This window comes from Rhizobium sp. TRM95796 (assembly GCF_025779995.1).
Taxonomy (GTDB): Bacteria; Pseudomonadota; Alphaproteobacteria; order Rhizobiales; family Rhizobiaceae; genus Rhizobium_E.
Genome location: NZ_JAOXHE010000012.1, coordinates 75,606 through 99,407 on the forward strand (window position 1 = coordinate 75,606; position 23,802 = coordinate 99,407).

Consider the following 23,802-nt stretch of genomic DNA (forward strand, 5'->3'; position numbering starts at 1 on the left):
CATGACGGTCGAGATCCGCAATGCGACGCCTCAGGATTTTGACGGCTGGATGCCGCTCTGGCAGGGCTATCTGACCTTCTACAAGACCAGCCTGACCGATGAGGTGACGCAGGCGACATGGGCGCGGATTCTCGATCCGATGAACCTGCTGACCGCGCGACTGGCGGTGAAAGACGGCGTCGTGCTTGGTTTCGCTCATCATCACACGCATCTGACCACCTGGGATGTCAGACCGACCTGCTATCTCGAAGACCTGTTCGTGAGCCCGGAGGCGCGCGGCCTGGGCGTCGGCAAGGCATTGCTCGACGATCTCGTGGCGCTCGGCAAAGAGAAGGATTGGGTGTCGGTCTACTGGATCACGGCCGAGGACAATCTCACCGCCCAGAAACTCTATGACAGCTACAACAAGCGCGACGGTTTCTACCGCTATTCCGTCACGCTGTAATTTCCGTCTTTTCCGGCAGCCGCCAGTCGATCGCGCCCAGGCCCTTCTCATCGAGAAAGGCGTTGGCGCGGGAGAAATGCTTGCTGCCGAAAAAGCCGTTATGGGCAGACAGCGGCGAGGGATGCGGCGCCTTCAGCACCAGATGCCGGGACTGATCGACAAAGGCCGCCTTGCGCTGGGCATAGGCGCCCCAGAGCATGAAGACCACGGGCGTCTCCTGCTCGTTGACCCGGGCGATGACGGCGTCGGTGAATTTCTCCCAGCCCTTGCCCTGATGCGAAGCGGCGAGCGAGCGCTCGACCGTCAACACTGAATTCAGCAACAGCACGCCCTGGCGCGCCCAATGCTCCAGATAGCCGTGGCGGGCCGGCGGAATGCCGAGATCGCTCTGCATTTCCTTGTAGATATTGACGAGCGAGGGCGGAATGCGGACATCCGGACGCACGGAGAAGCACAGGCCATGCGCCTGGCCATCGCCGTGATAGGGGTCCTGGCCCAGAATCACCACCTTCACCTGGCCGAGCGGCGTCAGATCCAGCGCGCGGAAATACTCCGCGCCTTTGGGGAAGATGGTCTTGCCCGCGCTCTTCTCCTCCTGCAGGAAGGCCTTGAGGCTCGCCATATAGGGGCTGGAAAACTCGCCCGCCAGGGCGGCGCGCCAGCTGTCTTCGAGCTTGATGCCGGTGTCGTTCATCATCCACTCCCTTTGCCCTGATGGAAGCCGCAAGCGGCGCTTCGGTTCAAGTCTCTGACGGTCTTATGCACAGACCGGTTCCATTTCCGCCTCGATCCTGACGCGCCTGCGCAGGCCCGTGACGCAAAACTGGTATACAAGGGCGCAAACCAGTCGTGAGGGAACGCCATGAAAATCACCGACGTCAAGACCTGGGTCGTAGGCAATCCGCCGCCGGGCGCGGGCGGACGCTATTTCATCTTCGTCAAGCTCGTCACCGACGGCAATGTCGTCGGTTATGGCGAGGCCTATAACGCCAATTTCGATCCGCATCTGACGGCGAAGCTGATCGAGGATGTCGCCGCCCGCTATCTCGTCGGCCGCGATCCGCATGATATCGAGACCTTCTTCCGCAACGCCTATTCCTCCGGCTTCTCGCAGCGGCCCGATCTCAGCATGATGGGCTGCGTCTCGGCGCTCGAAATGGCCTGCTGGGACATTATCGGCAAGGAAGCCGACAAGCCGGTGCACAAGCTGCTGGGCGGCCGGGTGCATGAGCGGATCCGCACCTACACCTATCTCTATCCGAAGTCCGGCTCGGTCGTGCCGGCCGAGATCGAGGGCAAGAATGTCTACAACGATCCGGATATCGCCGCCGCGACCGCGCTGGAATATGTGAAGGAAGGCTTCACGGCGCTGAAATTCGATCCCGCCGGCCCCTATACGATCTATGACGGTCACCAGCCTCGGCTCATCGACATCGATCTGTCCGAACGCATGGTGAAAGCGGTGCGCGAGGCGGTGGGAACGAAGGCCGATATCCTGTTCGGCACGCATGGCCAGTTCACCGCCTCGGGCGCACTGCGCATGGCCCGGGCGCTCGAAAAATACGACCCGCTGTGGTTCGAGGAGCCGGTGCCGCCTGACATGCCCGAAGTCATGGCGCAGGTGGCGCGCGGCACCTCCATTCCCGTGGCGACCGGCGAACGGCTGACGACGAAATGGGAATTCGCCCGCGTCATCGAGCATCGCGCCGCTTCCATCCTGCAGCCCAATCTCGGCCGCTCCGGCGGCATTCTCGAAACCAAGAAGATCGCGGCGATGGCCGAAGCCTATCATATTCAGGTCGCCCCGCATTGCTATTGCGGCCCGATCGTCGCGGCCGCCAATATCCAGCTCGCGCTGACGCTGCCGAATTTCCTCATCCTCGAGGCGATCAAGACCTTCGACGGCTTCCACGAGACGCTGCTCAAGAAGAAGATCGTGGTCGAAGAGGGTTATGTGATCCCCTCCAGCGAGCCGGGCCTCGGCGTCGAACTCGATGAAGCGGTCTGCGACGCACATCCCTGGAGCGGCGCTCTGCTACATCTCGGCATGGTCGGAACCTCGATCGATCTTTGCTGATCGGGCGCTTGCGGATCGTTTGCGCGGGGATTAGACCGGTCCCAAAAGGGACCTGATATGACCGAGCCGACGATCCGCACCGCCACAGCCACGGACGAAGCCGCCTGGAGACAGCTCTGGGCGGGTTATCTCGCTTTCTACAACGTCGATCTCGCGCCCGAGGTGACCGACAGCACCTGGCGGCGCATTCTCGATCCCGCCTCGCCGGTGTCGATGCGCATGGCGTTCGTCGAAGACGAGGCGGCCGGCTTCGCTATCCACCTGCATCACCCCTCGACCTGGGTGGCCGACGAGGACTGCTATCTCGAAGATCTCTATCTCGACGCAAGATTTCGGGGTCGCGGCGTCGGACGCGCGCTGATCGACGACCTGATCTCCATCTGCAAGGAGAAGGGGTGGGCGCGGCTCTATTGGCATACGGACGAGGGCAACGCCACCGCACGCAAGCTCTATGACTCCTATGTCAAGACGGACGGGCATGTACGCTACCGCATGCGGATCGGCGCATGAGCCGGCTGCTGTTCGTCGATACGGAAACCACGGGCCTCACTTATGACGACCGGGTGATCACGCTCGGCATGGTGACGCTCGATCTCGACGCGCTCAAGGAAGGTCGCGACGCGGTCCAGCTCAGCCATCTGATCTTCAATCCCGGCCGGCCCAGCAATCCCTTCGCCGCCGCCGTACATGGCTATCAGGACTGGGTGCTGACCAGCCAGCCGCATTTCGCCCTCCATGCCGAGGATATTCTTCCCGCCTTCACCGCGGCGGATATTGTATTGGCCCACAACGCCGCTTTCGACGAGCGCTTCCTCAGAACGGAATTTCGCATGGCGGGGTATGAGCTGCCGGCGCCACGCTTCGACTGCACGCTCAAGGCCTATAAGCGCAAACATCAGCGCCCGGGCGGGCTCGACAAGGTTCTTGAGCATATGGGCCTCTCCGCCCGCGGCAAGCAGCACGGCGCGCTCGAGGACGCCTGGTTCTGCATGCTGGCCTGGCTGTGGCTCAACGATCTCGAAGCCCCTACCGCGCCAGCCGCGCTTACGCATCCGCCGAGCAATTGGGTGGAGCCGGGCCTGCCGCCGATCCGCGGCGCCCGCAAACCTCTCGTCGCTCGCTACTGAAACTTGAAAAAATCGACGAAGGCCCGAAGCGCCGGACGCATCTGCCGGCGGCTGGGATAATAGATATAGAAACCGTCGAAAGGCGGACACCAGTCCTCCAGCACCCGGATGAGGCGGCCCTCCGTGACATAGTGGTCCACACGCGCATCGAACAGTTGAGCGAGGCCCGCGCCGGCAAGGCAGGCGACCAGAATGAGCCGATCCTCGGGCAGGATCAGCGGACCTGAAATATCTGCTGCCAGCGCCTTGCCGTCCTTTTCGAACTCCCAGCGATAGATCGAGCCGCTCGAAAAGCGGCGGCGGATGCAGCGATGATCGAGCAGGTCGCGGGGATGCCGGGGCAGCGGCCGATCCTCAAAATAGGAGGGCGCGGCGACCACCGAAGCGCGCCAGAGCGGGCTTGCCCTGACAGCAATCATATCGGCTTCGAGATGTTCTCCCAATCTGAGACCCGCGTCGAAACCCTGGGCGACGATGTCCTCGAACTGATCGCGCGCGACAATTTCCAGCTCAATCTCCGGGTAAAGCGCGAGAAATTCGCCGAGGCGCGGCGCGACCAGATGTTCGCAGGCAAGGCGCGGCATGGTGATGCGCAGGGGACCAGCGGGACGATCGCGATTCTCGGCCAGCGCATCGAGCGCCGCGCCGATCTCGCCCAGCGCGGGCTTCAGCGATGCCAGCAAACGCCGCCCCTCTTCAGTCGGCGCGACGCTGCGGGTGGTGCGGGCGAGAAGCCTGACGCCGAGGCTCTCCTCCAGCGCCGACACCGCATGGCTGACGGCGGAAGAGGCGACTCCGAGTTCACGGGCGGCGCGGCGAAAGCCGCCGCCTTCGGCGACGGCGGCGAAAACAGCGAGTTGTGACAGCTGGATCCGATTCATTGTTCTAAATAATAGAACAAGGCGCGATGAATTGCACGGCTTTTCGCCGCCATGTTGGCGGGATACTATGCTGTTGTCAGTTTCATTCCATTGTGGAGACATCCATGAAAACCCGTTCGCTCGGCTCAGGCCTTACCGTTTCCGCTCTCGGCCTCGGCTGTATGGGCATGAGCCACGCTTATGGCTCCAACGTCGATGAAAAGGCCGCCCAGGCTCTGTTCGACCGCGCCGTCGAGCTCGGCGTCACCTTTTTCGACACGGCCGAAGTCTACGGCCCTTTCACCAATGAGGTCCTGGTCGGACAGGGCCTTCGCCGGCACCGCGACAAAGTGGCGATCGCCACGAAGTTCGGCTTCACCATCGGCGACGAGGCCAAAGCTGACAGACCCTCGGGGCTCGACAGCCGGCCGGAACATCTGCGCGCGGTGGCGGAAGCGTCGCTCGAGCGGCTCGGCGTCGAGGTCATCGACCTGTTCTACCAGCATCGCGTCGACCCCGATGTTCCGATCGAAGACACCGTCGGCGCCATGGCGGACCTCGTGAAGGAGGGCAAGGTGAAGGCGTTGGGCCTTTCGGAAGCCAGCGCTGCTACGCTTCGGCGCGCCCATGCCGTGCATCCCATCGCCGCCATCCAGAGCGAATATTCGCTGTGGACGCGAGACCCGGAGACCAATGGCGTGTTCGACGCCTGCCGCGAGCTCGGCATCGGCTTCGTGCCCTTTTCGCCGCTCGGCCGGGGCATGCTGACCGGCGCTTTGAAGGATCTCTCCAAGCTCGGCGCCAATGATTTCCGGCGCGGCCTGCCGCGATTCGACCAGGCGAATTTCGACGCCAATCTCGCGCTTGTGGAGGCGCTGGGAACCATGGCTAAGGAGAAGGGCGTGACGGCAGGTCAATTGGCGCTCGCCTGGGTGCTGGCGCAGGGCGATTTCATCGTTCCAATCCCCGGCACCACCAAGATCGCCAATCTCGAAAGCAATGTCGCCGCCGCCGCGATCACGTTGACGCAGGACGATCTCGCGGCTCTCGGTTCGATCGTGGCGCCCGACAAGGTCGCGGGCGCGCGCTATAGCGAGGCGATGGCCAAGATGGCCGGCCGTTGACGTTATCGGCGTCGATGGTCAGACACAAACGGGGCCGGTCCTGATCAGGACCGGCCCCGTCGCCATTTCGACATGCGGACGTTCAGCCGCGCAGGCTGCCGCCGGTGTTCTTCTCGACATTGGCGACGATGCGCTGCGACAGCGCGTCGAAATCCTCATCGGTCAGCGTCTTGTCGACCGGCTGGATCGACACTTCGATGGCGATGGACTTCTTGCCGTCGCCCAGCGACGCGCCTTCGAAGACGTCGAACACCGAGACGCCGGTGATCAGCTTGCGATCGGCGCTCTGGGCGGCCTTCAGAATGGAGGCGGCATCCACCGTCTTGTCGACCACGAAGGCATAATCGCGCTTGACCGCCTGGAAGGGCGAAAGGCCGAGCACCGGCTTGGTGCGGGTGGACTTCTTCTTCGGATCCGGCAGCTTGTCGAGCGACAGTTCGAAGCCGCACAACGCACCCGTGACATCCATGGCTTCGAGCGTCTTGGGATGGAATTCGCCGAAATGGCCGATGACCAGTTTGGGACCCATCTTGATCGTGCCGGAACGGCCGGGATGGAACCAGGCGGGACCGCCCTGCTCGATCTGCAGATTGGCGGTCGGGAAGCCGCAGGCTTCGAGCACCGCCAGCGCATCGGCCTTGGCGTCGAACACGTCGACGGGCTTGCCGCCGCCCTTGTCCTTGTTGGACCACAGACGACCGGCGCCGTTCAGCGTCGCCGTGCCGCGACGAATGCCGGCGGCCATACGGCGCTGGCCCGCGGGCGTGTCGTCCTCATAGGCGCCGGAGACTTCGAACACAGCCACATCGCCATAGCCCTTATCGGCATTGCGCTGGGCTGCGGTCAGGAGCCCGGGCAACAGCGACGGACGCATGTCCGACATATCCGCCGCGATGGGGTTTTCGAGCTTCAGCGCAGGCGAACCGCCGCCGAACAGGGCAGCCTGCTCAGCCGGGATGAAGGACCAGGTGACGGCTTCCAGCATGCCGCGGGTCGCCAGCGCCCGCTTGGCGAGGCGGGTGCGGATCTGCAGCGTGGTGAGGATGCGGGTGTTGACCTCGCTGAGCCGCGGCAAGGGCTGCGGCTTGACCTCATTGATGCCATGCATGCGCATGACCTCTTCAACGAGATCCGCCTTGCCGTCGACGTCAGGACGCCAGGAAGGCACGGACACGTTCACGGCTTCGCCATCGCCTTCGACGCCGAAGCCGAGGCGGTCGAGGATGGCGAGGCTCTCCGTGCGGCTCACCTCGATGCCGGTCAGGCGCTTGACCTCGCTGAGCGGGAAGGAAACGCGACGCGGATGATAGCCCTCATAGCCGACGATGCGGGCTTCCGCGGCTTCGCCGCCGCAAAGCTCCAGCACCAGTTGGGTGGCGCGATCAAGACCCGGAATCATATATTCAGGATCGACGCCGCGCTCGAAACGGTAGCGCGCATCGGTGATGATGCCGAGCGAGCGGCCGGTGCGGGCGATGTTGAGCGGGCTCCACAGCGCCGATTCGATCAGCACATCGGTGGTGTTCTCGTCGCAGCCGGAGAGTTCGCCGCCCATGATCCCGCCGATCGATTCCACGCCGTTGTCGTCGGCGATGACGACGTTGGCCGGCGTGAGCGTGTATTCCTTGCCGTCGAGCGCCAGCACCTTTTCGCCGTCTGTGGCGCGGCGCACGGTCAGGTCGCCCTTGACCTTGGCGGCGTCGAAGACATGCAGCGGCCGGCCCTGATCAAAGGTCAGGTAGTTGGTGACGTCGACCAGCGCATTGATCGGGCGCAGGCCGATGGCGCGCAGGCGCTTCTGCATCCAGGCCGGGCTCGGGCCATTCTTGACGCCGCGCACCAGTCGCAGCGCGAAGCCGGGGCAGAGCGCCTTGTCTTCGCCGTCGAAAGCGAGCGTGACGTTGACAGGCGTCTCGCCGGAGATCGAAAGCTGCGGCGTCTTCGCAGCCTTGAGCGTTCCGAGGCCGGAGGCGGCGAGATCGCGGGCGATGCCGTAAACGCTGGTGCAATCGGGACGGTTCGGCGTCAGATTGATCTCGATGACCGGATCGTCGATGCCGTAATAGGTGGCGAAAGAGGCGCCGACGGGAGCGTCCTCGGGCAGGTCGATAATGCCGTTGTGGTCGTCGGAAATTTCCAACTCCTTTTCCGAGCACATCATGCCGTGGCTTTCGACGCCGCGGATATTGCCGACCGACAGCGTCACGTCGATGCCGGGCACATAGACCCCCGGCGCGGCGAAAGCGCCGACCAGGCCGGCGCGGGCATTGGGCGCGCCGCAGACCACCTGCACGGGCTTGCCCGCGCCGGTGTCGACGGAGAGGACCTTGAGCTTGTCGGCCTGCGGATGCTTCTCGGCGGTGAGGATCTTGGCGATCACGAAAGGCCTGAAGGAGGCCTTGTCGTCGACGCTTTCGACTTCGAGGCCGATCAGCGTCAAGCGCTCGCAGATGGCGTCGAGCGAGGCGTCGGTGTCAAGGTGATCCTTGAGCCAGGAGAGTGTGAATTTCATGGTCTTTTCTCAGTTTCCTATGCCATGCCCCGCAACGAGCCAGCCATTCAAATCAATCGTGTGGTCAGCCTCTGCTCAGGCGGCCTTTTCGGGCGCTTTGGCGCCTCGGGCTTTCTCGCCCATAAACATGCTCTTCACCGAAATGCCTTCATCGACCTTGGACCACCAGATGCCCTCATACATGAGCTCGACGTCATCAAGCGCCTGCTGATCCAAGCCAGTCAGGAACGGATACCACCAAAGCGGCGCAGAAATGGTGCGGCCATCCGCGAGGGTCACATGAACCGCGCCGCTGTCACACCAGGCTTTGACCGGACGCATCGCGTCTGTTTCAAATTCCAAAGAACTCATTCCAGGCCTCGATCCAATCGCTTCTGTGTTCGGCGACGATGGCTAGCACTCTGTCGACATCCCGTTCGTTGTATCCAATGTTCCGTGCGACTGTCAGGTCGTTGAGCCAGACCTTGAGCGACCGCCCATCCTTGACGACATGGACATGTGGAGGTTCGCCCTGATCCAGAGCGTAGAACCTGAACTTATATCCATGCCAGACCAACAATGTCGGCATCCAAAGATCTCTCTCCTCATCGGCGCCCGTTCCGAGCATTCGCGCTATCAGCGATCATACTCGGAACGAGGCGTTGCATGAAGTCACAGTCCGCGCATCACACGCTCAAACCGCCGAACAAAGTCGGCAGGTCGAGCGGGCGGAAGCCGTAATGGTTCATCCATCTGACATCGGCGTTGAAGAAGTCGCGCAGGTCGGGCATGCCGTATTTCAGCATGGCGATGCGGTCGAGCCCCATGCCCCAGGCGAAGCCCTGATATTCGTCCGGATCGAGACCGCCGGCGCGCAGGACATTGGGATGCACCATGCCGCAGCCGAGGATTTCCATCCAGTCATTGCCTTCGCCGAACTTCACCACGTCACCCGAGCGGTCGCACTGAATGTCGACCTCGACCGAGGGTTCGGTGAAGGGGAAGAAGGACGGGCGGAAGCGCATATTGACCGAGGGCACTTCGAAGAAGGCCTTGCAGAACTCTTCCAGCACCCAGCGCATATTGGCGACATTGGCCGTCTTGTCGATCACCAGGCCTTCGACCTGGTGGAACATTGGCGAATGGGTGGCGTCGGAGTCCTGGCGATAGGTCTTGCCCGGAATGATGATGCGGATCGGCGGCTTCTGGCTTTCCATGGTGCGCACCTGCACTGGCGAGGTGTGCGTGCGCAGCACCTTGCGCTCGCCGTTTGCGTCGGGCGGCAGGAAGAAAGTGTCGTGCATTTCGCGGGCCGGATGGCCGACCGGGAAATTGAGCGCGGTGAAATTGTAATAGTCGGTCTCGATATCCGGACCTTCGGCGATCGAGAAGCCCATATCGCCGAAGATCGCGGTGATCTCGTCGATAATCTGGGTGATCGGATGGATGCGGCCGCGTTCGGCCGGAGACGAGCGCACCGGCAGCGTCACGTCGACCGTTTCGCGGGCGAGGCGTTCGTTGATCGCCTGGTCGCGCAACAGCGCCTTGCGTTCGGCGATCGCGTTGGTCACCTCTGATTTGATGACGTTGATCGCCGCGCCGCGCGTCTGGCGTTCTTCCGGGCTCATGGCGCCCAGCGTCTTCAGGAGTTCCGAGATAGAACCCTTCTTGCCGAGCGCATTGACGCGAACGGCTTCGATCGCCGCTTCGTCCGCCGCGCTGGCGATTTCCTCGAGAATGGTGGTCTTCAACTGATCGAGATCGGACATGTGTCGCTCGTAAGATTTGCGGATGATACCAGGCGGACAAGAAAAAACCCGCGCCAGCCGTGCCAGCGCGGGTTTCCCATAATTCCACAGTCTTGGGAAGCGCTGACCTTAACGGACGACGCTTTCAAACTCGTTGGTGGTGCCTGCGTCCTTCAGGTAGCCGAGAGCCTTCTTGGAGGCTTCGACGAGCGCGCCGAAGGCTTCAGCCTGGGTGATCGCCATGTTGGACAGGACCTTGCGGTCGACTTCGATGCCAGCCTTGTTGAGACCGTCGATGAAGCGGCCATAGGTCAGGCCGTGCTCGCGGACAGCGGCGTTGATGCGCTGGATCCAGAGAGCGCGGAAATTGCGCTTCTTGACCTTGCGGTCGCGCGTCGCATACTGCATCGAGCGATCGACGGCAGCCTTGGCGGCGCGGATGGTGTTCTTGCGACGGCCGTAAAAGCCCTTGGCGGCCTTCAGAACCTTCTTGTGCTTGGCGTGGGCGGTAACGCCTCTCTTTACACGTGCCATGTCATGATCTCCTTAGTGTTCTTTTTCGCGGCTTCTTAGTCTCAGAGACCATTCGGCAGGTAGTTCTTGATCACCTTGCGGCCATCGGGTTCGGCCAGAACCATGGTGCCGCGGGCGTCGCGAATGAACTTGTTGGAACGCTTGATCATGCCGTGGCGCTTGCCGGCGGCGGCGGCCTTGACCTTGCCGGTCGCGGTGATCTTGAACCGCTTCTTGGCGGCAGACTTCGTCTTCATCTTGGGCATTTTGCTACTCCATTGTTCTGGTTTTTGTGAAACCGGCTGATGAGGCCCGTTTAAAGCGTAGAGAACGGCCACGGCATGCCCTGCCGGACCGTTCGGACGGGCGGCTTATACAGCCACTCCCGCAAAAGCGCAACCGGCTGGAAAGGGAATCTTTTTCAGCCCCCAACAGGCCTTTTGCGGGAGGAGAGCGGCAGGGCCAGAGCGGTCGCCGCCAAGGCCGAAACGACAATCAGCAGATGGCCGTTGACCGCCGCCTGCAGGAGGTCGGAAAAGGCAGGACCCGATCCGGCGGCGCCGAAGGCCAAGGCCCCGGCTGCGATGCCGGCTGGATAGGTGCCGACGCCGGCGGGGGCGTGGAACGGCAGGACGGACGAGAGTTCGCCGCCGACCGCGCCGCCGAATGCAGCCGCGAGCGGCCCAACGCCCATCATCGACAGCGACAGGCCCAGCGCCGCGACCTTGATCAGCCAATTGAGCACCGTCAGCGCCCAGGCGAGCAGGAAGGCGGGCAGATGCGCGGGCAAGCCTTCCGCCACATGAGCGAGTTTGTCCGAGAGCCTAGAGGGCGCGCGGGTCTGCAGCCAGCCGATCAGGCTGCGGCCGACCGGGAAAAGCAGAAGCGGCAGAAGCAGAAACACCGTCCAGAGGGCCCCGGCGAGAGCGCTGAAGTCTGATTTGGCCACCAGCGCCAGCCCCGCGGCAAGCGTCAGGGCATGCAGATCGAGCAGTCGGAGAACAACCAGCGCAGAGGCGCCGCGCATGACCGGCAAGCCGAACTCGGCGCGCATCAACACCGGAAAGGAGACCTCCCCGCTTCGGAAAGGCAGCATGATATTGAGGAGATTGTGGATCTGGGTGAGGCGATAGAGTTGGAGAAAAGTGCCCCCGGGCAAATCGGGGAAATAGCTCGCCATCCGATGGGTGCGGATGAACTGGGTGGCGACCAGCGCGAGAATAGAGGCGATGATGGTCGGCGCGCCGATGTCGGCCCAGTTGGCGAGCACGGCGCGCCAGCCGAAATAGACCTGAATAAAGACCGCGTAGGCCAGCACGCAGGCGCCGGCGATGAGCGCCACGCCGTGTCTCGACCAACCGGCTCCTCGTCTGGCATCGTCGGCCATGCGCCATCCATCGACTTCGGGCGGTTGCGCCCTCCGGGCCGCTGATATAACAGAGGCGCCAGCAAAGCCAGACCCAATCGGAGCGTTCCATCGTGCTCAATGCCGCAGCCACTCAAACCCCGATCGAGGCGCCGTCCGAGATCGAGCTGTCGGTCGTCATCCCCGTTTATAACGAGGAAGACAATATCGCGCCGATGATCGACCGCGTGTTGTTCGGGCTCAAGGACTTCACCGGCGCCTGGGAGCTGATTCTGGTCGACGACGGCAGCACCGACGGCACGCTCGCCAATGCCCGCAAGGCGCTGGGACGCGAAGGCCTGACGCTGAAGATCGTCGAATTGCAGCGCAATTTCGGCCAGGCTTCGGCGCTGCAGGCCGGCATCGACGCTTCGCGCGGACGGCTGATCGCCACGCTGGACGGCGATTTGCAGAACGATCCCGTCGACATTCCCATGATGATCGACATGCTGGAAGCGCGCGATCTCGACCTGCTGTCGGGCTGGCGCAAGAGCCGTCAGGATGGCCTAGTGCTGCGCAAGATCCCCTCCTGGTGCGCCAATTATCTGATCGGCAGGATCACCGGCGTGAAAATCCATGATTATGGCTGCTCGCTGAAGATCTATCGCTCCAAGATCGTCAAGCAGGTCCGCATCATCGGCGGCATGCACCGCTTCATTCCGGCCTGGGTGGCGAGCGTGGCGCCGCATTCGCGCATCGGCGAAGTCGTGGTCAATCATCACGCCCGCCAGTTCGGCCAGTCCAAATACGGCATTTCCCGCACCTTCCGCGTGATCCTCGATCTGCTCGCCGTCTTGTTCTTCATGCGCTTCCGCGCCCGGCCCGGTCATTTCTTCGGCTCGATCGGGCTCGCCTTCGGCGGGTTGAGCTTCCTGATCTTCGCCTATCTCGCCTTCGTGAAATTCGCGCTCGGCGAGGATATCGGCACGCGGCCGCTGCTGCTGATCGCCGTCATGCTGTTCATGGGCTCGGTTCAGGCGATCACCACCGGCATTCTGGCGGAATTCATGGCGCGCTCCAACACCGGGGCGCAGCATTACGCCGTTCGCGAGATTTTTGGCGCGGACAAGGCCTGATGCTCGGCTGGCTGGAGCACCGTTTCAGCCATCTGGTCCTGCTGATCGCGGGTTATTTTCTCGTCAATGCCGCCGTGCGCCTGATGCTTCCGGCTTCGCTGGAGCTCGACGAGGCGCAGCAGATGTTCTTCAGCCAATGGCTGGCGGCGGGCTATGACAGCCAGCCGCCGCTCTATAACTGGCTGCAATATGGCGTCTTCGCCCTGATCGGGCCGTCCGTGCTGGCGCTGACGCTGACCAAGAACACGTTGCTGTTCCTCACTTATCTCTTCTACGCTCTTACTGCGCGACGACTTTTGTCGAACCCGCTTCTCATCGTCGTCGCCACGCTTGGTCTCCTGACCATTCCCCAGATCGGGTTTGAGGCGCAGCGTGACCTGACCCATACGGTGGCGGTGCTGTTTTCCTCGAGCCTGTTTATCTATGCGCTCACACGGACAGTCGAAAAGCCCGACTGGATCGGCTATGCGCTGACCGGCGTCGCGATCGGCTGCGGCGCCTTGTCCAAATATAACTTCGTGCTGATGCCCGTTGCGGCGCTTCTGGTCATGCTGCTGGACCGGGACATGCGCCGCCGGGTGCTGGATATCAGACTGCTGATCACCATCGTGATCGCGCTGCTGATCGTGACGCCGCATGCGCTCTGGCTCAAGGACAATCTCGGCCTTGCGACCGAGCGCACCATGGGCAAGATGATGGCGGAGGCCGGAGAACCCTGGTTGAGCCAGGTGGCCGAGGGGTTGCTGTCGCTCGTCGGCGCGGTGATCGGCTTCAGCGCCATCACGCTGCTTCTCTATGCGGCCGCTTTCCGAAAGAGCCTGTGGCGGGCGATGGACGCATCGTCGGATTGGGCGCGGTTCATGGAAAAGCTGTTCGCAGCCTTCCTGCTGCTGATCGCGGCGCTGGTACTGTTCGCCGGCGCGGAGAACATCAAAGATCGCTGGCTGACGCCCCTGCTCTTCCTGCTGCCGCTCTATCTCGCGCTCAAGCTGGACAAGAGCGCCCTCCTGGATCGGGCAGGCGCGCGCCGGATGGTTGTGATCGGGCTCGCCATCATGGCGCTGATCCCTACCGCGCTTGGTCTGCGCATCCCGATCCTCGGCGCTCTCGGCGACTATGAGAAACTCAACGTGCCCTATGAGGCGGCGAGCGCAGAGATCCTCGCAACGTCAGCTCAACGGCAGGCGCTGATCGTGACCAACGACCAGCAGCTCGCCGGCAATCTGCGCTTCAACATCAGGGGCGCGCCTGTGGTCATGCCCGGCTTCACCGCCTTTGCCGCAAGCGAGGTCGCCGCGCCGACCGGACCGGTGCTGATGGTGTGGCGCAACAGGGGCAAGGCCGATCCAGCGCTGCCGGGAGAGCTGGCGGCATGGCGCGCGAGCCAGCCCGTGCTGGCCCCGCTGCCCTTTCTGCCGCAGCAGACGTCGACGCCCTATATCTTCGGCCGCGCCGGAGACCGATACCATATCGGCTACGCCTGGCTCACGCCCGTCACCCCCTGACCTGCCCGATCTCAAGCCAAGCTCCGCCGCAAAACCGCCTTTTTCTCATTTCCTTATTGCGAATAAGTTGCAATAGCAGGAATCTGTGTCATCCTCCGATGACAAAGGAAGGCTGGAGGTCCCTCGTGACGATCAAGCGCATGCTGTTTTCCGCGGCCGTTTTCTCCATGGCGATGTTGTTCGCCGCCGCACCCGCAAACGCCAAATTCAAGGCGGTGACCAGTTTCACCGTCATCGCCGACATGGCCCGCAATGTCGCGGGCGAGGCGGCGGATGTGGAATCCATCACCAAGCCCGGCGCGGAAATCCATAATTACCAACCGACCCCCGGCGACATCGTCAAAGCTCAGGGCGCCAATCTGATTTTGTGGAACGGGCTCAATCTCGAACGCTGGTTCGAGAAATTCTTCCAGACGCTGAACGGCGTGCCGAGCATCGTCGTCTCCGACGGCGTCGAGCCGATGGGCATCACCGACGGCCCCTATCAAGGCAAACCCAACCCACATGCCTGGATGTCGCCTGACGCCGCGCTCGTCTATGTCGACAATATCCGCGACGCTTTCGTCACATACGACCCCGCCAATGCCGAGACCTACAAACGCAACGCCGAGGCCTACAAGGCCCGCATCAAGGCCGAAGTCCAGCCGATCCGCAACGAAATCGCGACGATTCCGGAAGACAAGCGCTGGCTGGTGACGAGCGAGGGCGCCTTCTCCTATCTGGCGCGCGATTTCGGGCTCAAAACGCTGTATCTCTGGCCGATCAACGCCGATCAGCAGGGTACGCCGCGTCAGGTGAGGACCGTGATCGACGCCATGCGCGCCAACAAGATCGGCGTGATCTTCTCCGAGAGCACCATTTCCGACAAGCCGGCCAAACAGGTGGCGCGCGAAACCGACGCTCGCTATGGCGGCGTGCTCTATGTCGATTCGCTCAGCGAACCCGATGGCCCGGTGCCGACCTATATCGACCTCATCAAGACCACCGCGTCGACCATCGCCAAAGGGCTTTCCGAATGAACATGCAGGCGCGACAGGATGCAAGGGCTCTAAACGCCGACGTCCCCGGCATCGACGTAGCGGATGTCACCGTTACCTATCGCAACGGCCATACGGCATTGAGGGACGCCAGCTTCTCGATCGGGACCGGCACGATCACGGCGCTGGTGGGCGTCAACGGCAGCGGCAAATCCACGCTCTTCAAGGCGATCATGGGTTTCGTGCGCGCGAGCGCCGGGTCGATCCGAATTCTCGGCCTGCCGGTGGCCGACGCGCTGAAGCGCAATCTCGTCGCTTATGTGCCGCAGGCCGAAGAGGTCGACTGGAACTTCCCCGTGCTCGTCGAGGACGTGGTGATGATGGGCCGCTACGGCCATATGAATTTCCTGCGAATGGCGACCAGGCGCGACCGGGACGCCGTGGATGCGGCGCTGACGCGCGTCGGCATGAGCGATTATCGCAAGCGGCAGATCGGCGAGTTGTCGGGCGGCCAGAAGAAGCGCGTCTTCCTCGCCCGCGCGCTCGCCCAGGACGGTCGCGTCATCCTGCTCGACGAACCCTTCACCGGCGTCGACGTCACCACCGAGGACGCCATCGTTACGCTGCTGAAGGAATTGCGCGACGAAGGCAGGGTGATGCTGGTCTCCACCCACAATCTCGGATCGGTGCCGGATTTCTGCGACCAGACGGTGCTGCTCAAGCGCACCGTGCTCGCCTATGGGCCCACGGGGACGATCTTCACCCGGGAAAACCTCGAAAAGACCTTCGGCGGCGTGCTTCGGCATATGGCGCTCGGCCTTGAGACCGGCGAACAGGGCCATGCCGTGGGCGTGATCACCGACGACGAGCGTCCGTTCGTGCTGTACCACCCCCGCAAGCCGGCGACGCCTGATGAAGGTGGCGGCATATGACCGATCTGCTGCTGGAACCGTTCAATTATCGCTATATGATCGACGCGATATGGGTCAGCGCCATGGTCGGCGCGGTCTGCGCCTTCCTCTCGGCCTATCTGATGCTCAAGGGCTGGTCGCTGATCGGCGATGCGCTGTCCCACTCCATCGTTCCCGGCGTGGCCGGCGCCTATATGCTCGGCCTGCCCTTTTCGCTCGGGGCCTTCTTCGCCGGGGGCCTTGCGGCCGGCGCGATGCTGTTTCTCAACCAGCGCACAAGACTGAAGGAAGATACGGTGATCGGCCTGATCTTCACCGGCTTTTTCGGGCTCGGCCTGTTCATGGTGTCGCTGTCGCCGACGGCGGTGGACATCCAGACGATCGTGCTCGGCAACATCCTCGCCATCACGCCCGAAGACACGCTGCAGCTCGCCATCATCGGCTTCATTTCCCTCGCCGTGCTTCTCCTGAAGTGGAAGGATCTGATGGTGGTGTTCTTCGACGAGAACCATGCGCGTTCGATCGGCCTCAATCCCAACCGTTTGAAACTGATCTTCTTCACCCTTCTGTCGGCCTCGACGGTGGCGGCGCTGCAGACCGTTGGGGCCTTTCTGGTGATCGCGCTGGTGGTGACGCCGGGCGCGACAGCTTATCTGCTCACCGACCGCTTTCCCCGGCTGATCGGCATCAGCGTGGCGATCGGCTCTCTCACCAGCATGATCGGCGCCTATATCTCCTATTTCCTTGACGGCGCCACCGGCGGCGTCATCGTCGTGCTGCAAACAGTGATTTTTCTCGCCGCCTTCCTGTTTGCGCCGAAGCACGGGCTGCTCGCAGCGCGGATGCGGGCGCGGGCGGCGCGGGCGGAGGACGCGGCATGAACGACATTCTCGTCTATGCGCTCTGGCCGCTGCAGTTCGAATTCCTGCGCTTAGCCCTGATCATCGGCGTTCTCGTCGCCATTCCCTGCGCCATGCTCTCCTGCTTCCTGGTGCTGAAGGGCTGGTCGCTGATGGGCGACGCCGTCTCGCATTCGGTGCTGCCGGGCGTGGTGCTCGCCTATATCCTCAAGCTGCCGCTGTCGATCGGCGCTTTCGTGGCGGGCATGGGCGCGGCGCTGCTGACCGGCTATCTCAAGGACAACAGCCGCATCAAGCAGGATACGGTGATGGGCGTGGTGTTCTCCGGCATGTTCGCGAGCGGCATCGTGCTCTACACCAAGATCCAGTCGGATGTGCATCTGGACCATATCCTGTTCGGCGACATGCTGGGCGTCGGCTGGCCCGATATTCTGGAGACGGGCGTTATCGCGCTCGTGGTGACGCTCATTCTCGGGCTGAAATGGAAGGATCTGCTGCTGCACGCCTTCGATCCCGCCCAGGCCAAGGCGAGCGGCCTGCCGGTAGGCCTGTTGCATTACGGCCTGCTCGCCATTCTCTCTCTGACCATCGTCGGCGCCTTGAAGGCGGTCGGCATCATCCTCGCCATCGCCATGCTGATCGCGCCGGGCGCCATCGCCTATCTTCTTGCGCGGCGCTTTTCGGCCATGCTGATGATCGCGGTCGCGGCGGCGGTGATGTCGACCCTGACGGGCGTCTACCTGTCCTTCATGATCGACAGCGCGCCGGCCCCGACCATCGTGCTGATCATGAGCGGTCTGTTCATCCTCGCCTTCATCCGGGCCGGCATTGCCCAACGCCGCGCCGATCGACTCGGCGAATCCGCAGAGGTCTGATCCGGACACGAAAAAGCCGCCCGACGCAAGTCGAGCGGCTTTGGAAGACTGATCCGGGCGGCGTCCTTACTTCGGCGCCAGCACCATCATCATCTGGCGTCCTTCGAGCTTCGGCTCGGCTTCGACCTTGGCGATCGCCTGAGTATCGTCGCGGACCTGGTGCAGAAGCTTCATGCCGAGCTCCATATGGGCCATTTCGCGGCCGCGGAACTTCAGCGTCACCTTGACCTTGTCGCCCTCTTCGAAGAACCGTTGGATCGCGCGCATCTTCACCTCATAGTCATGGGTGTCGATGTTCGGACGCATCTTGATCTCTTTGATCTCGATGATCTTCTGCTTCTTGCGGGCTTCGGCGGCCTTTTTCTGGGTCGCGTATTTGAGCTTGCCGAGGTCGAGAATCTTGCAGACTGGCGGCTCGTTGTTGGGAGAGATCTCAACCAGGTCCAGTCCAGCCTCTTCCGCAAGCGCGAGCGCCTGGTCGGTCGGCACCACGCCGCGGTTCTGCCCTTCGGCGTCGATCAACTGCACACGGGGGACCCGGATTTCACGGTTGGCGCGCGGGCCGTCTCTGGTGGGGCCTTCCGCCTTAAAAGGTCTGCGAATGGTCGTGTTCTCCTGAGTGATTTACAAGTGGGGCACTATCTGCCATCAGCGGTCGCTGAAAGCAATCGCCAAATCGGCTGAGGGGTTGCTCCATAGCATGATTTTTCTGATAAATCACCCCCTCCTACACGGTCGATTGCACCTGCTTGCATCAATAGCGGAGGACGGGCGATGAATGACGGACGCCAGCGCCAGAACCATGAAATCACGATAGCGGGCCGCCGGCTGGCCGCAGTGTTGACCCCGGGCGGAGCCGGCGAGGATCTGACCGTGGTCTGGCTCGGCGGCTATCGTTCGGACATGACGGGCACGAAGGCGGTGGCGCTCGAAGCCTATATGGACACGCTCGGCCCCGCCTTCTTGCGGTTCGACTATTCGGGCCACGGCGTCTCCAGCGGCCATTACACGGACGGAACCATCTCGGTCTGGCTCGAAGACGCGATCGCCGTCATCGACGCTCTGGCGGGCAACGGCCGGTTGTTGCTGGTCGGCAGCTCCATGGGCGGCTGGATCGCCTTCCGTCTCGCGCAGATCCTGCGCCAGCGCGGCGAGGCCGAGCGGCTGGCCGGCATGGTGCTGATCGCGCCCGCCCCGGATTTCACCAGCGAACTCATCGAGCCCAATCTCACCGACGCCGAACGCGCCGCCTTGACGGAGAAAGGCTATTTCGAAGAGCCTTCCGACTACTCCCAAGAACCCAACCGCTTTACCGCCGCGCTCATCGAGGATGGCCGCGAGAACCGCGTCATGGGCGGGCTGATCGAAACCGGCTGCCGCGTCCATATTCTTCAGGGCATGAAGGATCCGGATGTTCCTTATCAGCATGCGCTGAAAATCATGGAGCGCATCGTGGCCGACGATGCGATTCTGACCCTCGTTCACGATGGCGACCACAGGCTTTCGCGGCCGGAAGACATCGAACGGATGCTCGCGGCTGTGTCGCACATGTCACAAAAGGGTTAAAATCCATCACACGCATTAACCATGTTGAACAAACAACATGGTTAATGGTTCCTTAAGAATTGACTTGCCCGGCCGATTTCCCGTTTACTCCCTGTTAACGAAGACAGGGGCGCATGATGGCGGGACTTCTGACAAAGCTGGCGATGGCTGCCTTGGCGTTCGCCGCCCTACACGGCGCGGCAAACGCCGCCTCACGCATCATGCAGGTCGGCGCCGTAACGTCGCAACCGATCGGTCATTACGAGTTCTGCCAGACCCACCGCAGCGAATGCGCGGTGAAGTCCCCGAGTTCCGTCGCTCCCAAGGTCACCGAATTCGGCTGGAAAGTCGTTTCCGAGATCAATGCCGAGGTGAACAGCTCCATCGAGCCTGTGACGGATATCGAGCTGTATGGCCGCGACGAAGTCTGGGCTTACCCGACCACCGCCGGCGACTGCGAAGATTTCGCGCTGTTGAAGCGCAAGATGCTGATGCAGCGGGGTTTCTCCCCCGCCGATCTGCTGATGACCGTCGTGCGCAAGCCCGACGGCGAAGGACACGCCGTCCTGACGCTGCGGACATCGGAAGGCGACTTCGTGCTCGACAATCTCGAACCCGACGTGAAGCTGTGGTCCGATACGCATTATCGTTTCCTCAAGCGCCAGGCGTCGTTCGACACCGGCCGCTGGGTGACGATCGAGAATTCCGACGAAGTGCTGGTCGGCGCCGTCGAACAATAATCACCTATTCTGCTCGCGCAGATTTGGCGTCGCCTGAAAGGGCGGCGCCTTTTTCATTGCCGGCGATGGATCGCCGGCAGTGTTTTCCAAATGATCAATCAAGCTTCTCATGGGCGTCCGCCTGGCCGAGAAGCCAATAGCCCGAAGCCTTGATCCAGGCCAACGGATAGCCTGCGCTCTCGACGAGATGCGTGTGGACCGCCCGGGCGACGGAGGCTTCGGCGGCGATCCAGACATAGGTCCCCGGCGCGACGACGATGCCCTCCAACGCCCCGAGCAGCCGCTGGGCGCTGGCGGCGTCTTCGGCAGGGCGATAGACCCAGGTGAGCGCCACATCGGCCGGGCTGTCGAAAACCTGCAGTTCGCCCGGCCCCGTCACCGCCACATAGGCGGTGATCTCGACATCGGCGCCGGCTTCTTCGATGCGTCGTCCGATGGCCGGCAGCGCCGTCTCGTCGCCGATCAGCAGGAAGCGCTTGATGTCGGGCGACAGGACCAGCGAACCTCGCGGGCCACCCACTGTCAGCGGATCTCCCGGCTTGGCCGAGAGAGCCCAAGCGGTGGCCGGACCGGCCTCATGGAGCGCGAAATCGAGAACGAGTTCGCAAGCGTCGCGATTGAAGCGGCGCGGCGTGTAATCGCGCATCTGCGGCTGGCCATCCACGCCGTCGATAAAGATCTTGACGTGATCATCGGGGGCGGCGCTCGGAAAGTCCGCGAGATCGGGGCCGGTCAGTGTGATGCGCAGCATGTTCGGCGTGACGCGCTCCACCGTGGAGACGGCCAGAGAGCGACGCTTGAGATCGTGGCGCATGCGCTCCGCCTTGGGAGCGTCCGGATAAATCGTTTGGGATGTCATATCTGTCCTTTCGGTGCCGTAAGGATCTGAAACGCGCGAACGCGCAAATCCGCCAGGCGTGTCCCGCGGTCCTTTGCGCGTTGAGTGACGTTAACGCTTACGTGGCGAAAAGAACGCCAGATGAAGTGGACATAATGCATCCACTTTGCATCGGCAAGATCATTGGTCAGGCGTTTCCGATCAAAATACCGGCCGCCAGCACGAGGCCGCCGCCGAGAACCACCTGAAGAACGGCGCGGAAGAACGGCGTTTCCATGTAACGGTTCTGGATGAAGGCGATGGCCCAGAGCTCGACGAAGACGACGGCGATGGCGATCGCGGTCGCCGTGGCGAAATGCGGAATGAGATAGGGCAGCGCGTGGCCGAGGCCGCCGAGCGCGGTCATGACGCCTGAAGCCAGACCGCGCTTCCAAGGGGAGCCGCGACCGGATATGACGCCGTCGTCATGGGCGGCTTCCGTAAAGCCCATGGAGATGCCGGCGCCCACGGAGGCGGAGAGGCCGACGAGAAATGTCTGGGTCGTGTCGCCGGTCGCAAAGGCGGCTGCGAAGATCGGGGCGAGAGTCGAGACCGAACCGTCCATGAGCCCTGCAAGGCCGGGCTGAACCCAGGTCAGCACGAATTGCCGATGCGCCGTCTCCGCCTCCTCTTCCCTGGCGTCCTCGGAAAGATGAGTTTCGCCGAGACGGCGGGCGAGGCTTTCATGCGATTTTTCAGCCAGAGCCAGATCGCCCAGAAGCTTTCGGGTTTCGGCGTCGGTCGCGCGAGCCGCCGCCTCGAGATAGAAACGATGAGCTGAGACTTCCATGGCTTCAGCCTGCCGGCGCGCCTCGCCGATCGGCAGTTGCGCGATCAGCCAGTCCGGCTTGCGCTCGGGAAATTCGCGCACATGCTCGCGCCGCACCAGCGGAATACGCGGGCCGAAGCGCGCGACGTGACGATCGATCAACAACTGGCGGTGATGGCTCTCCTCCTCCGCCATTTCCTCGAAGACTTTGGCCGAATGCGGATAGTCGTGGCGCAGCGCATCGGCGTAGGCGAGGTAGATGCGTCCGTCATCCTCTTCATTGGCGATGGCGAGGGCGAGCACTTCCTGCTCTGAGAGTGACGCGAGGGGACGTTTGCGGGAGCGGAAGAAGGAATTGAGCATGGCGACCTCTTTAGAATAATTCTAATCTATAGATTGGCCGACGGCTGGTCAATCCGTGGCGCATGTCGGCGAATGCGGCTATAGAGCGCGGAGGGTGAAGGAGCACGACATGGACAGAGACGACTTCACGCGCTGGTCGCGAAGAGCCGCCGATTGGGGCGCAGATTACCGGGCGAGCCTGGGCGAACGGCCGGTGCGGGCGCAAACCAGGCCCGGCGACATCGTAGCGGAAATCGCGCTTTCCCCGCCGGAGAATGGCGAGGCCATGGAGGCGATCTTCGCAGATTTCGAGCGAATTATCGTCCCCGGCATGACGCATTGGCAGCATCCGCGCTTTTTCGCCTATTTCCCGGCCAATGCGGCCCCTGTCTCGGTGGTGGCGGAATATCTGGTGTCGGCCATGGCGGCGCAATGCATGCTGTGGCAAACGTCGCCCGCCGCGACCGAACTCGAAACCCGCGTCATCGACTGGATGCGCCAGGCGCTCGGCCTGCCCGAAGGCTTTTCCGGCGTGATCCAGGATTCCGCTTCCTCGGCGACGCTCGCAGCCGTGCTGACCATGCGGGAACGCGCACTCGGCTGGACCGGCAACAAACAGGGACTGGCGGGTCAGAAGGCCGTGCGGGTCTACGCCTCCAGCCAGGTTCACACCTCCATCGACCGGGCGATCTGGATCTCCGGCGTCGGCGAAGCCAACCTGGTTCGCATTCCCGTCACCGGCTCGCTTTACGGCATGGATCCCGCTGTGCTCGAAGCGCGGATCGTCGAGGACAAGGCTGCAGGCTTCCTGCCCGCCGGCGTCATCGCCTGCACGGGCGGAACCTCGATCGGCGCCTGCGATCCGATCGGCGAAGTGGCCGCCATTGCGCAACGACATGACCTCTATCTGCATGTCGACGCCGCCTGGGCGGGTTCAGCGATGATCTGCCCGGACTATCGCACGCTATGGACCGGAATCGAGGCTGCCGATTCGATCGTCTTCAACCCGCATAAATGGCTCGGCGCGCAATTCGATTGCTCGATTCAGTTCCTGCGCCGACCGGAAGACCAGGTTCGGACGCTGGCCATCCAGCCGGAATATCTGAAGACGCATGGCGCCGACGGGATCCTCAATTATTCCGAATGGACCGTGCCGCTCGGGAGGCGATTCCGGGCGCTGAAGCTGTGGTTCCTGTTGCGCCACTACGGCCTGACGGGCCTGCGCGCGATCATCGCCAATCACGTGACCTGGGCGGAAAGCCTTGCGCGGCGGCTGGCGGCGGAAGCGGATTTCGAGCTGGTCAGCCAACCGATCCTGTCGCTGTTTTCCTTCCGGCACACAGGCGGCGCGGACTCTGACGCGCACAATATCACGCTGGTCAACGCCATCAACGCCGATGGCCGCATCTATCTCACCCAGACACGCGTCGATGGCCGCATCGCCATCCGTTTCCAGGCCGGGAGCTTCGACACGACCGAGGCGGATATCGACATGGCCTTCGCGGTGATCACCGAAATCGCTCGCAGGCTTTGAA

The 23,802-nt window shown here is 62.8% G+C and carries 26 protein-coding genes; 14 read left to right on the forward strand and 12 right to left on the reverse strand.

Features of this window, described 5'->3' with window-relative positions; genetic code table 11:
* The first annotated feature begins 1 nt into the window (after position 1).
* On the forward strand, positions 2–445 hold the full coding sequence (locus tag OCK01_RS22390; RefSeq protein WP_263825895.1) for a GNAT family N-acetyltransferase: 444 nt from the start codon (positions 2–4) through the stop codon (positions 443–445).
* On the opposite strand, the gene ung is transcribed toward OCK01_RS22390, so the two are convergent.
* Positions 435–1,139, reverse strand: coding sequence for a uracil-DNA glycosylase (gene ung / locus OCK01_RS22395; RefSeq protein WP_263825896.1), 705 nt, complete (start codon positions 1,137–1,139; stop codon positions 435–437). The genes OCK01_RS22390 and ung overlap by 11 nt on opposite strands.
* 168 nt (positions 1,140–1,307) lie before the next feature.
* On the opposite strand from ung, the gene OCK01_RS22400 reads away from it, so the two are divergent.
* Genes OCK01_RS22400 through OCK01_RS22410 form a run of 3 tightly spaced genes read left to right on the forward strand, consistent with a single transcriptional unit; the run spans position 1,308 to position 3,649 of the window.
* On the forward strand, positions 1,308–2,522 hold the full coding sequence (locus OCK01_RS22400; protein ID WP_263825897.1) for a mandelate racemase/muconate lactonizing enzyme family protein: 1,215 nt from the start codon (positions 1,308–1,310) through the stop codon (positions 2,520–2,522).
* Positions 2,523–2,579: 57 nt separating this feature from the next.
* On the forward strand, positions 2,580–3,032 hold the full coding sequence (locus tag OCK01_RS22405; protein WP_263825898.1) for a GNAT family N-acetyltransferase: 453 nt from the start codon (positions 2,580–2,582) through the stop codon (positions 3,030–3,032).
* Positions 3,029–3,649 (forward strand): 3'-5' exonuclease, encoded by a 621-nt coding sequence (locus OCK01_RS22410; RefSeq protein WP_263825899.1) that lies wholly within the window; start codon positions 3,029–3,031, stop codon positions 3,647–3,649. The genes OCK01_RS22405 and OCK01_RS22410 overlap by 4 nt, the downstream gene beginning before the upstream one ends.
* Here OCK01_RS22410 and OCK01_RS22415 read toward each other — a convergent pair.
* The gene (locus tag OCK01_RS22415; protein WP_263825900.1) at positions 3,643–4,530 is read right to left on the reverse strand and encodes a LysR family transcriptional regulator; all 888 of its coding nucleotides are present in this window, start codon (positions 4,528–4,530) and stop codon (positions 3,643–3,645) included. The two genes, OCK01_RS22410 and OCK01_RS22415, sit on opposite strands and share 7 nt — an antisense overlap.
* A gap of 104 nt (positions 4,531–4,634) precedes the next feature.
* Here OCK01_RS22415 and OCK01_RS22420 point away from each other — a divergent pair, with 104 nt between their 5' ends.
* Entirely contained in the window at positions 4,635–5,633 is a 999-nt protein-coding gene (locus OCK01_RS22420) for an aldo/keto reductase (RefSeq protein ID WP_263825901.1), read from the forward strand.
* A gap of 82 nt (positions 5,634–5,715) precedes the next feature.
* On the opposite strand, the gene pheT is transcribed toward OCK01_RS22420, so the two are convergent.
* The 7 genes from pheT to OCK01_RS22455 all read right to left on the reverse strand — a co-directional run bounded on the left by pheT (position 5,716) and on the right by OCK01_RS22455 (position 11,772).
* Positions 5,716–8,145 carry a phenylalanine--tRNA ligase subunit beta gene (gene pheT / locus OCK01_RS22425; RefSeq protein WP_263825902.1) on the reverse strand — a complete coding sequence of 810 codons (2,430 nt, stop codon included), beginning with the start codon at positions 8,143–8,145 and terminating at the stop codon, positions 5,716–5,718.
* Positions 8,146–8,220: 75 nt separating this feature from the next.
* Positions 8,221–8,496: a DUF2442 domain-containing protein gene (locus tag OCK01_RS22430; RefSeq protein ID WP_263825903.1), complete on the reverse strand. Its 276-nt coding sequence runs from the start codon at positions 8,494–8,496 to the stop codon at positions 8,221–8,223.
* Positions 8,477–8,713 carry a DUF4160 domain-containing protein gene (locus OCK01_RS22435; protein WP_263825904.1) on the reverse strand — a complete coding sequence of 79 codons (237 nt, stop codon included), beginning with the start codon at positions 8,711–8,713 and terminating at the stop codon, positions 8,477–8,479. Before OCK01_RS22435 ends, OCK01_RS22430 begins: the two co-directional genes overlap by 20 nt.
* Positions 8,714–8,810: 97 nt before the next feature.
* Positions 8,811–9,893, reverse strand: coding sequence for a phenylalanine--tRNA ligase subunit alpha (gene pheS, locus OCK01_RS22440; protein ID WP_263825905.1), 1,083 nt, complete (start codon positions 9,891–9,893; stop codon positions 8,811–8,813).
* Positions 9,894–10,001: 108 nt separating this feature from the next.
* Entirely contained in the window at positions 10,002–10,406 is a 405-nt protein-coding gene (gene rplT / locus OCK01_RS22445) for a 50S ribosomal protein L20 (RefSeq protein WP_263825906.1), read from the reverse strand.
* Positions 10,407–10,447: 41 nt separating this feature from the next.
* Entirely contained in the window at positions 10,448–10,651 is a 204-nt protein-coding gene (gene rpmI / locus OCK01_RS22450; protein WP_137155306.1) for a 50S ribosomal protein L35, read from the reverse strand.
* Between the two features lie 155 nt (positions 10,652–10,806).
* On the reverse strand, positions 10,807–11,772 hold the full coding sequence (locus OCK01_RS22455; protein ID WP_263825907.1) for a flippase-like domain-containing protein: 966 nt from the start codon (positions 11,770–11,772) through the stop codon (positions 10,807–10,809).
* A 92-nt stretch (positions 11,773–11,864) separates the two neighbouring features.
* Here OCK01_RS22455 and OCK01_RS22460 point away from each other — a divergent pair, with 92 nt between their 5' ends.
* The 6 genes from OCK01_RS22460 (at position 11,865) to OCK01_RS22485 (ending at position 17,994) form a co-directional block, all read left to right on the forward strand.
* Positions 11,865–12,866, forward strand: a complete 1,002-nt coding sequence (locus OCK01_RS22460; protein ID WP_263825908.1) for a glycosyltransferase family 2 protein — start codon at positions 11,865–11,867, stop codon at positions 12,864–12,866.
* Positions 12,866–14,371 carry a glycosyltransferase family 39 protein gene (locus tag OCK01_RS22465; RefSeq protein ID WP_263825909.1) on the forward strand — a complete coding sequence of 502 codons (1,506 nt, stop codon included), beginning with the start codon at positions 12,866–12,868 and terminating at the stop codon, positions 14,369–14,371. Before OCK01_RS22460 ends, OCK01_RS22465 begins: the two co-directional genes overlap by 1 nt.
* A gap of 140 nt (positions 14,372–14,511) precedes the next feature.
* Positions 14,512–15,390, forward strand: a complete 879-nt coding sequence (locus tag OCK01_RS22470; RefSeq protein WP_412179062.1) for a metal ABC transporter substrate-binding protein — start codon at positions 14,512–14,514, stop codon at positions 15,388–15,390.
* On the forward strand, positions 15,387–16,280 hold the full coding sequence (locus tag OCK01_RS22475) for a manganese/iron ABC transporter ATP-binding protein (RefSeq protein ID WP_412179058.1): 894 nt from the start codon (positions 15,387–15,389) through the stop codon (positions 16,278–16,280). Before OCK01_RS22470 ends, OCK01_RS22475 begins: the two co-directional genes overlap by 4 nt.
* Positions 16,277–17,140: a metal ABC transporter permease gene (locus tag OCK01_RS22480; RefSeq protein WP_263825910.1), complete on the forward strand. Its 864-nt coding sequence runs from the start codon at positions 16,277–16,279 to the stop codon at positions 17,138–17,140. The genes OCK01_RS22475 and OCK01_RS22480 overlap by 4 nt, the downstream gene beginning before the upstream one ends.
* On the forward strand, positions 17,137–17,994 hold the full coding sequence (locus tag OCK01_RS22485; RefSeq protein ID WP_263825911.1) for a metal ABC transporter permease: 858 nt from the start codon (positions 17,137–17,139) through the stop codon (positions 17,992–17,994). Before OCK01_RS22480 ends, OCK01_RS22485 begins: the two co-directional genes overlap by 4 nt.
* 66 nt (positions 17,995–18,060) lie before the next feature.
* On the opposite strand, the gene infC is transcribed toward OCK01_RS22485, so the two are convergent.
* Positions 18,061–18,597 (reverse strand): translation initiation factor IF-3, encoded by a 537-nt coding sequence (infC, locus tag OCK01_RS22490; RefSeq protein WP_137155298.1) that lies wholly within the window; start codon positions 18,595–18,597, stop codon positions 18,061–18,063.
* A 171-nt stretch (positions 18,598–18,768) separates the two neighbouring features.
* Between infC and OCK01_RS22495 the strand changes: the two genes are divergently transcribed.
* Both OCK01_RS22495 and OCK01_RS22500 read left to right on the forward strand, forming a co-directional pair.
* Positions 18,769–19,560, forward strand: a complete 792-nt coding sequence (locus OCK01_RS22495; protein ID WP_263825912.1) for an alpha/beta hydrolase — start codon at positions 18,769–18,771, stop codon at positions 19,558–19,560.
* Between the two features lie 143 nt (positions 19,561–19,703).
* A complete protein-coding gene (locus OCK01_RS22500; RefSeq protein WP_412179063.1) occupies positions 19,704–20,279 on the forward strand; it encodes a transglutaminase-like cysteine peptidase in 576 nt (191 codons plus the stop codon).
* Between the two features lie 94 nt (positions 20,280–20,373).
* Here OCK01_RS22500 and OCK01_RS22505 read toward each other — a convergent pair whose 3' ends face one another.
* Positions 20,374–21,138 (reverse strand): siderophore-interacting protein, encoded by a 765-nt coding sequence (locus OCK01_RS22505; protein WP_263825913.1) that lies wholly within the window; start codon positions 21,136–21,138, stop codon positions 20,374–20,376.
* Between the two features lie 166 nt (positions 21,139–21,304).
* Complete coding sequence (gene mbfA / locus OCK01_RS22510; RefSeq protein ID WP_182827798.1) at positions 21,305–22,288, reverse strand: iron exporter MbfA; 984 nt, start codon at positions 22,286–22,288, stop codon at positions 21,305–21,307.
* A 109-nt stretch (positions 22,289–22,397) separates the two neighbouring features.
* Between mbfA and OCK01_RS22515 the strand changes: the two genes are divergently transcribed.
* Positions 22,398–23,801 carry a pyridoxal phosphate-dependent decarboxylase family protein gene (locus tag OCK01_RS22515; RefSeq protein ID WP_263825914.1) on the forward strand — a complete coding sequence of 468 codons (1,404 nt, stop codon included), beginning with the start codon at positions 22,398–22,400 and terminating at the stop codon, positions 23,799–23,801.
* Position 23,802 lies beyond the last annotated feature (1 nt).

Coding starts and splice junctions, on each gene's coding strand:
- OCK01_RS22390 (WP_263825895.1), top strand. CDS start 2: ATGACGGTCGAGATCCGCAATGCGACGCCTCAGGATTTTGACGGCTGG.
- ung (WP_263825896.1), bottom strand. CDS start 1,139: ATGAACGACACCGGCATCAAGCTCGAAGACAGCTGGCGCGCCGCCCTG.
- OCK01_RS22400 (WP_263825897.1), top strand. CDS start 1,308: ATGAAAATCACCGACGTCAAGACCTGGGTCGTAGGCAATCCGCCGCCG.
- OCK01_RS22405 (WP_263825898.1), top strand. CDS start 2,580: ATGACCGAGCCGACGATCCGCACCGCCACAGCCACGGACGAAGCCGCC.
- OCK01_RS22410 (WP_263825899.1), top strand. CDS start 3,029: ATGAGCCGGCTGCTGTTCGTCGATACGGAAACCACGGGCCTCACTTAT.
- OCK01_RS22415 (WP_263825900.1), bottom strand. CDS start 4,530: ATGAATCGGATCCAGCTGTCACAACTCGCTGTTTTCGCCGCCGTCGCC.
- OCK01_RS22420 (WP_263825901.1), top strand. CDS start 4,635: ATGAAAACCCGTTCGCTCGGCTCAGGCCTTACCGTTTCCGCTCTCGGC.
- pheT (WP_263825902.1), bottom strand. CDS start 8,145: ATGAAATTCACACTCTCCTGGCTCAAGGATCACCTTGACACCGACGCC.
- OCK01_RS22430 (WP_263825903.1), bottom strand. CDS start 8,496: ATGAGTTCTTTGGAATTTGAAACAGACGCGATGCGTCCGGTCAAAGCC.
- OCK01_RS22435 (WP_263825904.1), bottom strand. CDS start 8,713: ATGCCGACATTGTTGGTCTGGCATGGATATAAGTTCAGGTTCTACGCT.
- pheS (WP_263825905.1), bottom strand. CDS start 9,893: ATGTCCGATCTCGATCAGTTGAAGACCACCATTCTCGAGGAAATCGCC.
- rplT (WP_263825906.1), bottom strand. CDS start 10,406: ATGGCACGTGTAAAGAGAGGCGTTACCGCCCACGCCAAGCACAAGAAG.
- rpmI (WP_137155306.1), bottom strand. CDS start 10,651: ATGCCCAAGATGAAGACGAAGTCTGCCGCCAAGAAGCGGTTCAAGATC.
- OCK01_RS22455 (WP_263825907.1), bottom strand. CDS start 11,772: ATGGCCGACGATGCCAGACGAGGAGCCGGTTGGTCGAGACACGGCGTG.
- OCK01_RS22465 (WP_263825909.1), top strand. CDS start 12,866: ATGCTCGGCTGGCTGGAGCACCGTTTCAGCCATCTGGTCCTGCTGATC.
- OCK01_RS22470 (WP_412179062.1), top strand. CDS start 14,512: ATGCTGTTTTCCGCGGCCGTTTTCTCCATGGCGATGTTGTTCGCCGCC.
- OCK01_RS22475 (WP_412179058.1), top strand. CDS start 15,387: ATGAACATGCAGGCGCGACAGGATGCAAGGGCTCTAAACGCCGACGTC.
- OCK01_RS22480 (WP_263825910.1), top strand. CDS start 16,277: ATGACCGATCTGCTGCTGGAACCGTTCAATTATCGCTATATGATCGAC.
- OCK01_RS22485 (WP_263825911.1), top strand. CDS start 17,137: ATGAACGACATTCTCGTCTATGCGCTCTGGCCGCTGCAGTTCGAATTC.
- OCK01_RS22495 (WP_263825912.1), top strand. CDS start 18,769: ATGAATGACGGACGCCAGCGCCAGAACCATGAAATCACGATAGCGGGC.
- OCK01_RS22500 (WP_412179063.1), top strand. CDS start 19,704: ATGGCTGCCTTGGCGTTCGCCGCCCTACACGGCGCGGCAAACGCCGCC.
- OCK01_RS22505 (WP_263825913.1), bottom strand. CDS start 21,138: ATGACATCCCAAACGATTTATCCGGACGCTCCCAAGGCGGAGCGCATG.
- mbfA (WP_182827798.1), bottom strand. CDS start 22,288: ATGCTCAATTCCTTCTTCCGCTCCCGCAAACGTCCCCTCGCGTCACTC.
- OCK01_RS22515 (WP_263825914.1), top strand. CDS start 22,398: ATGGACAGAGACGACTTCACGCGCTGGTCGCGAAGAGCCGCCGATTGG.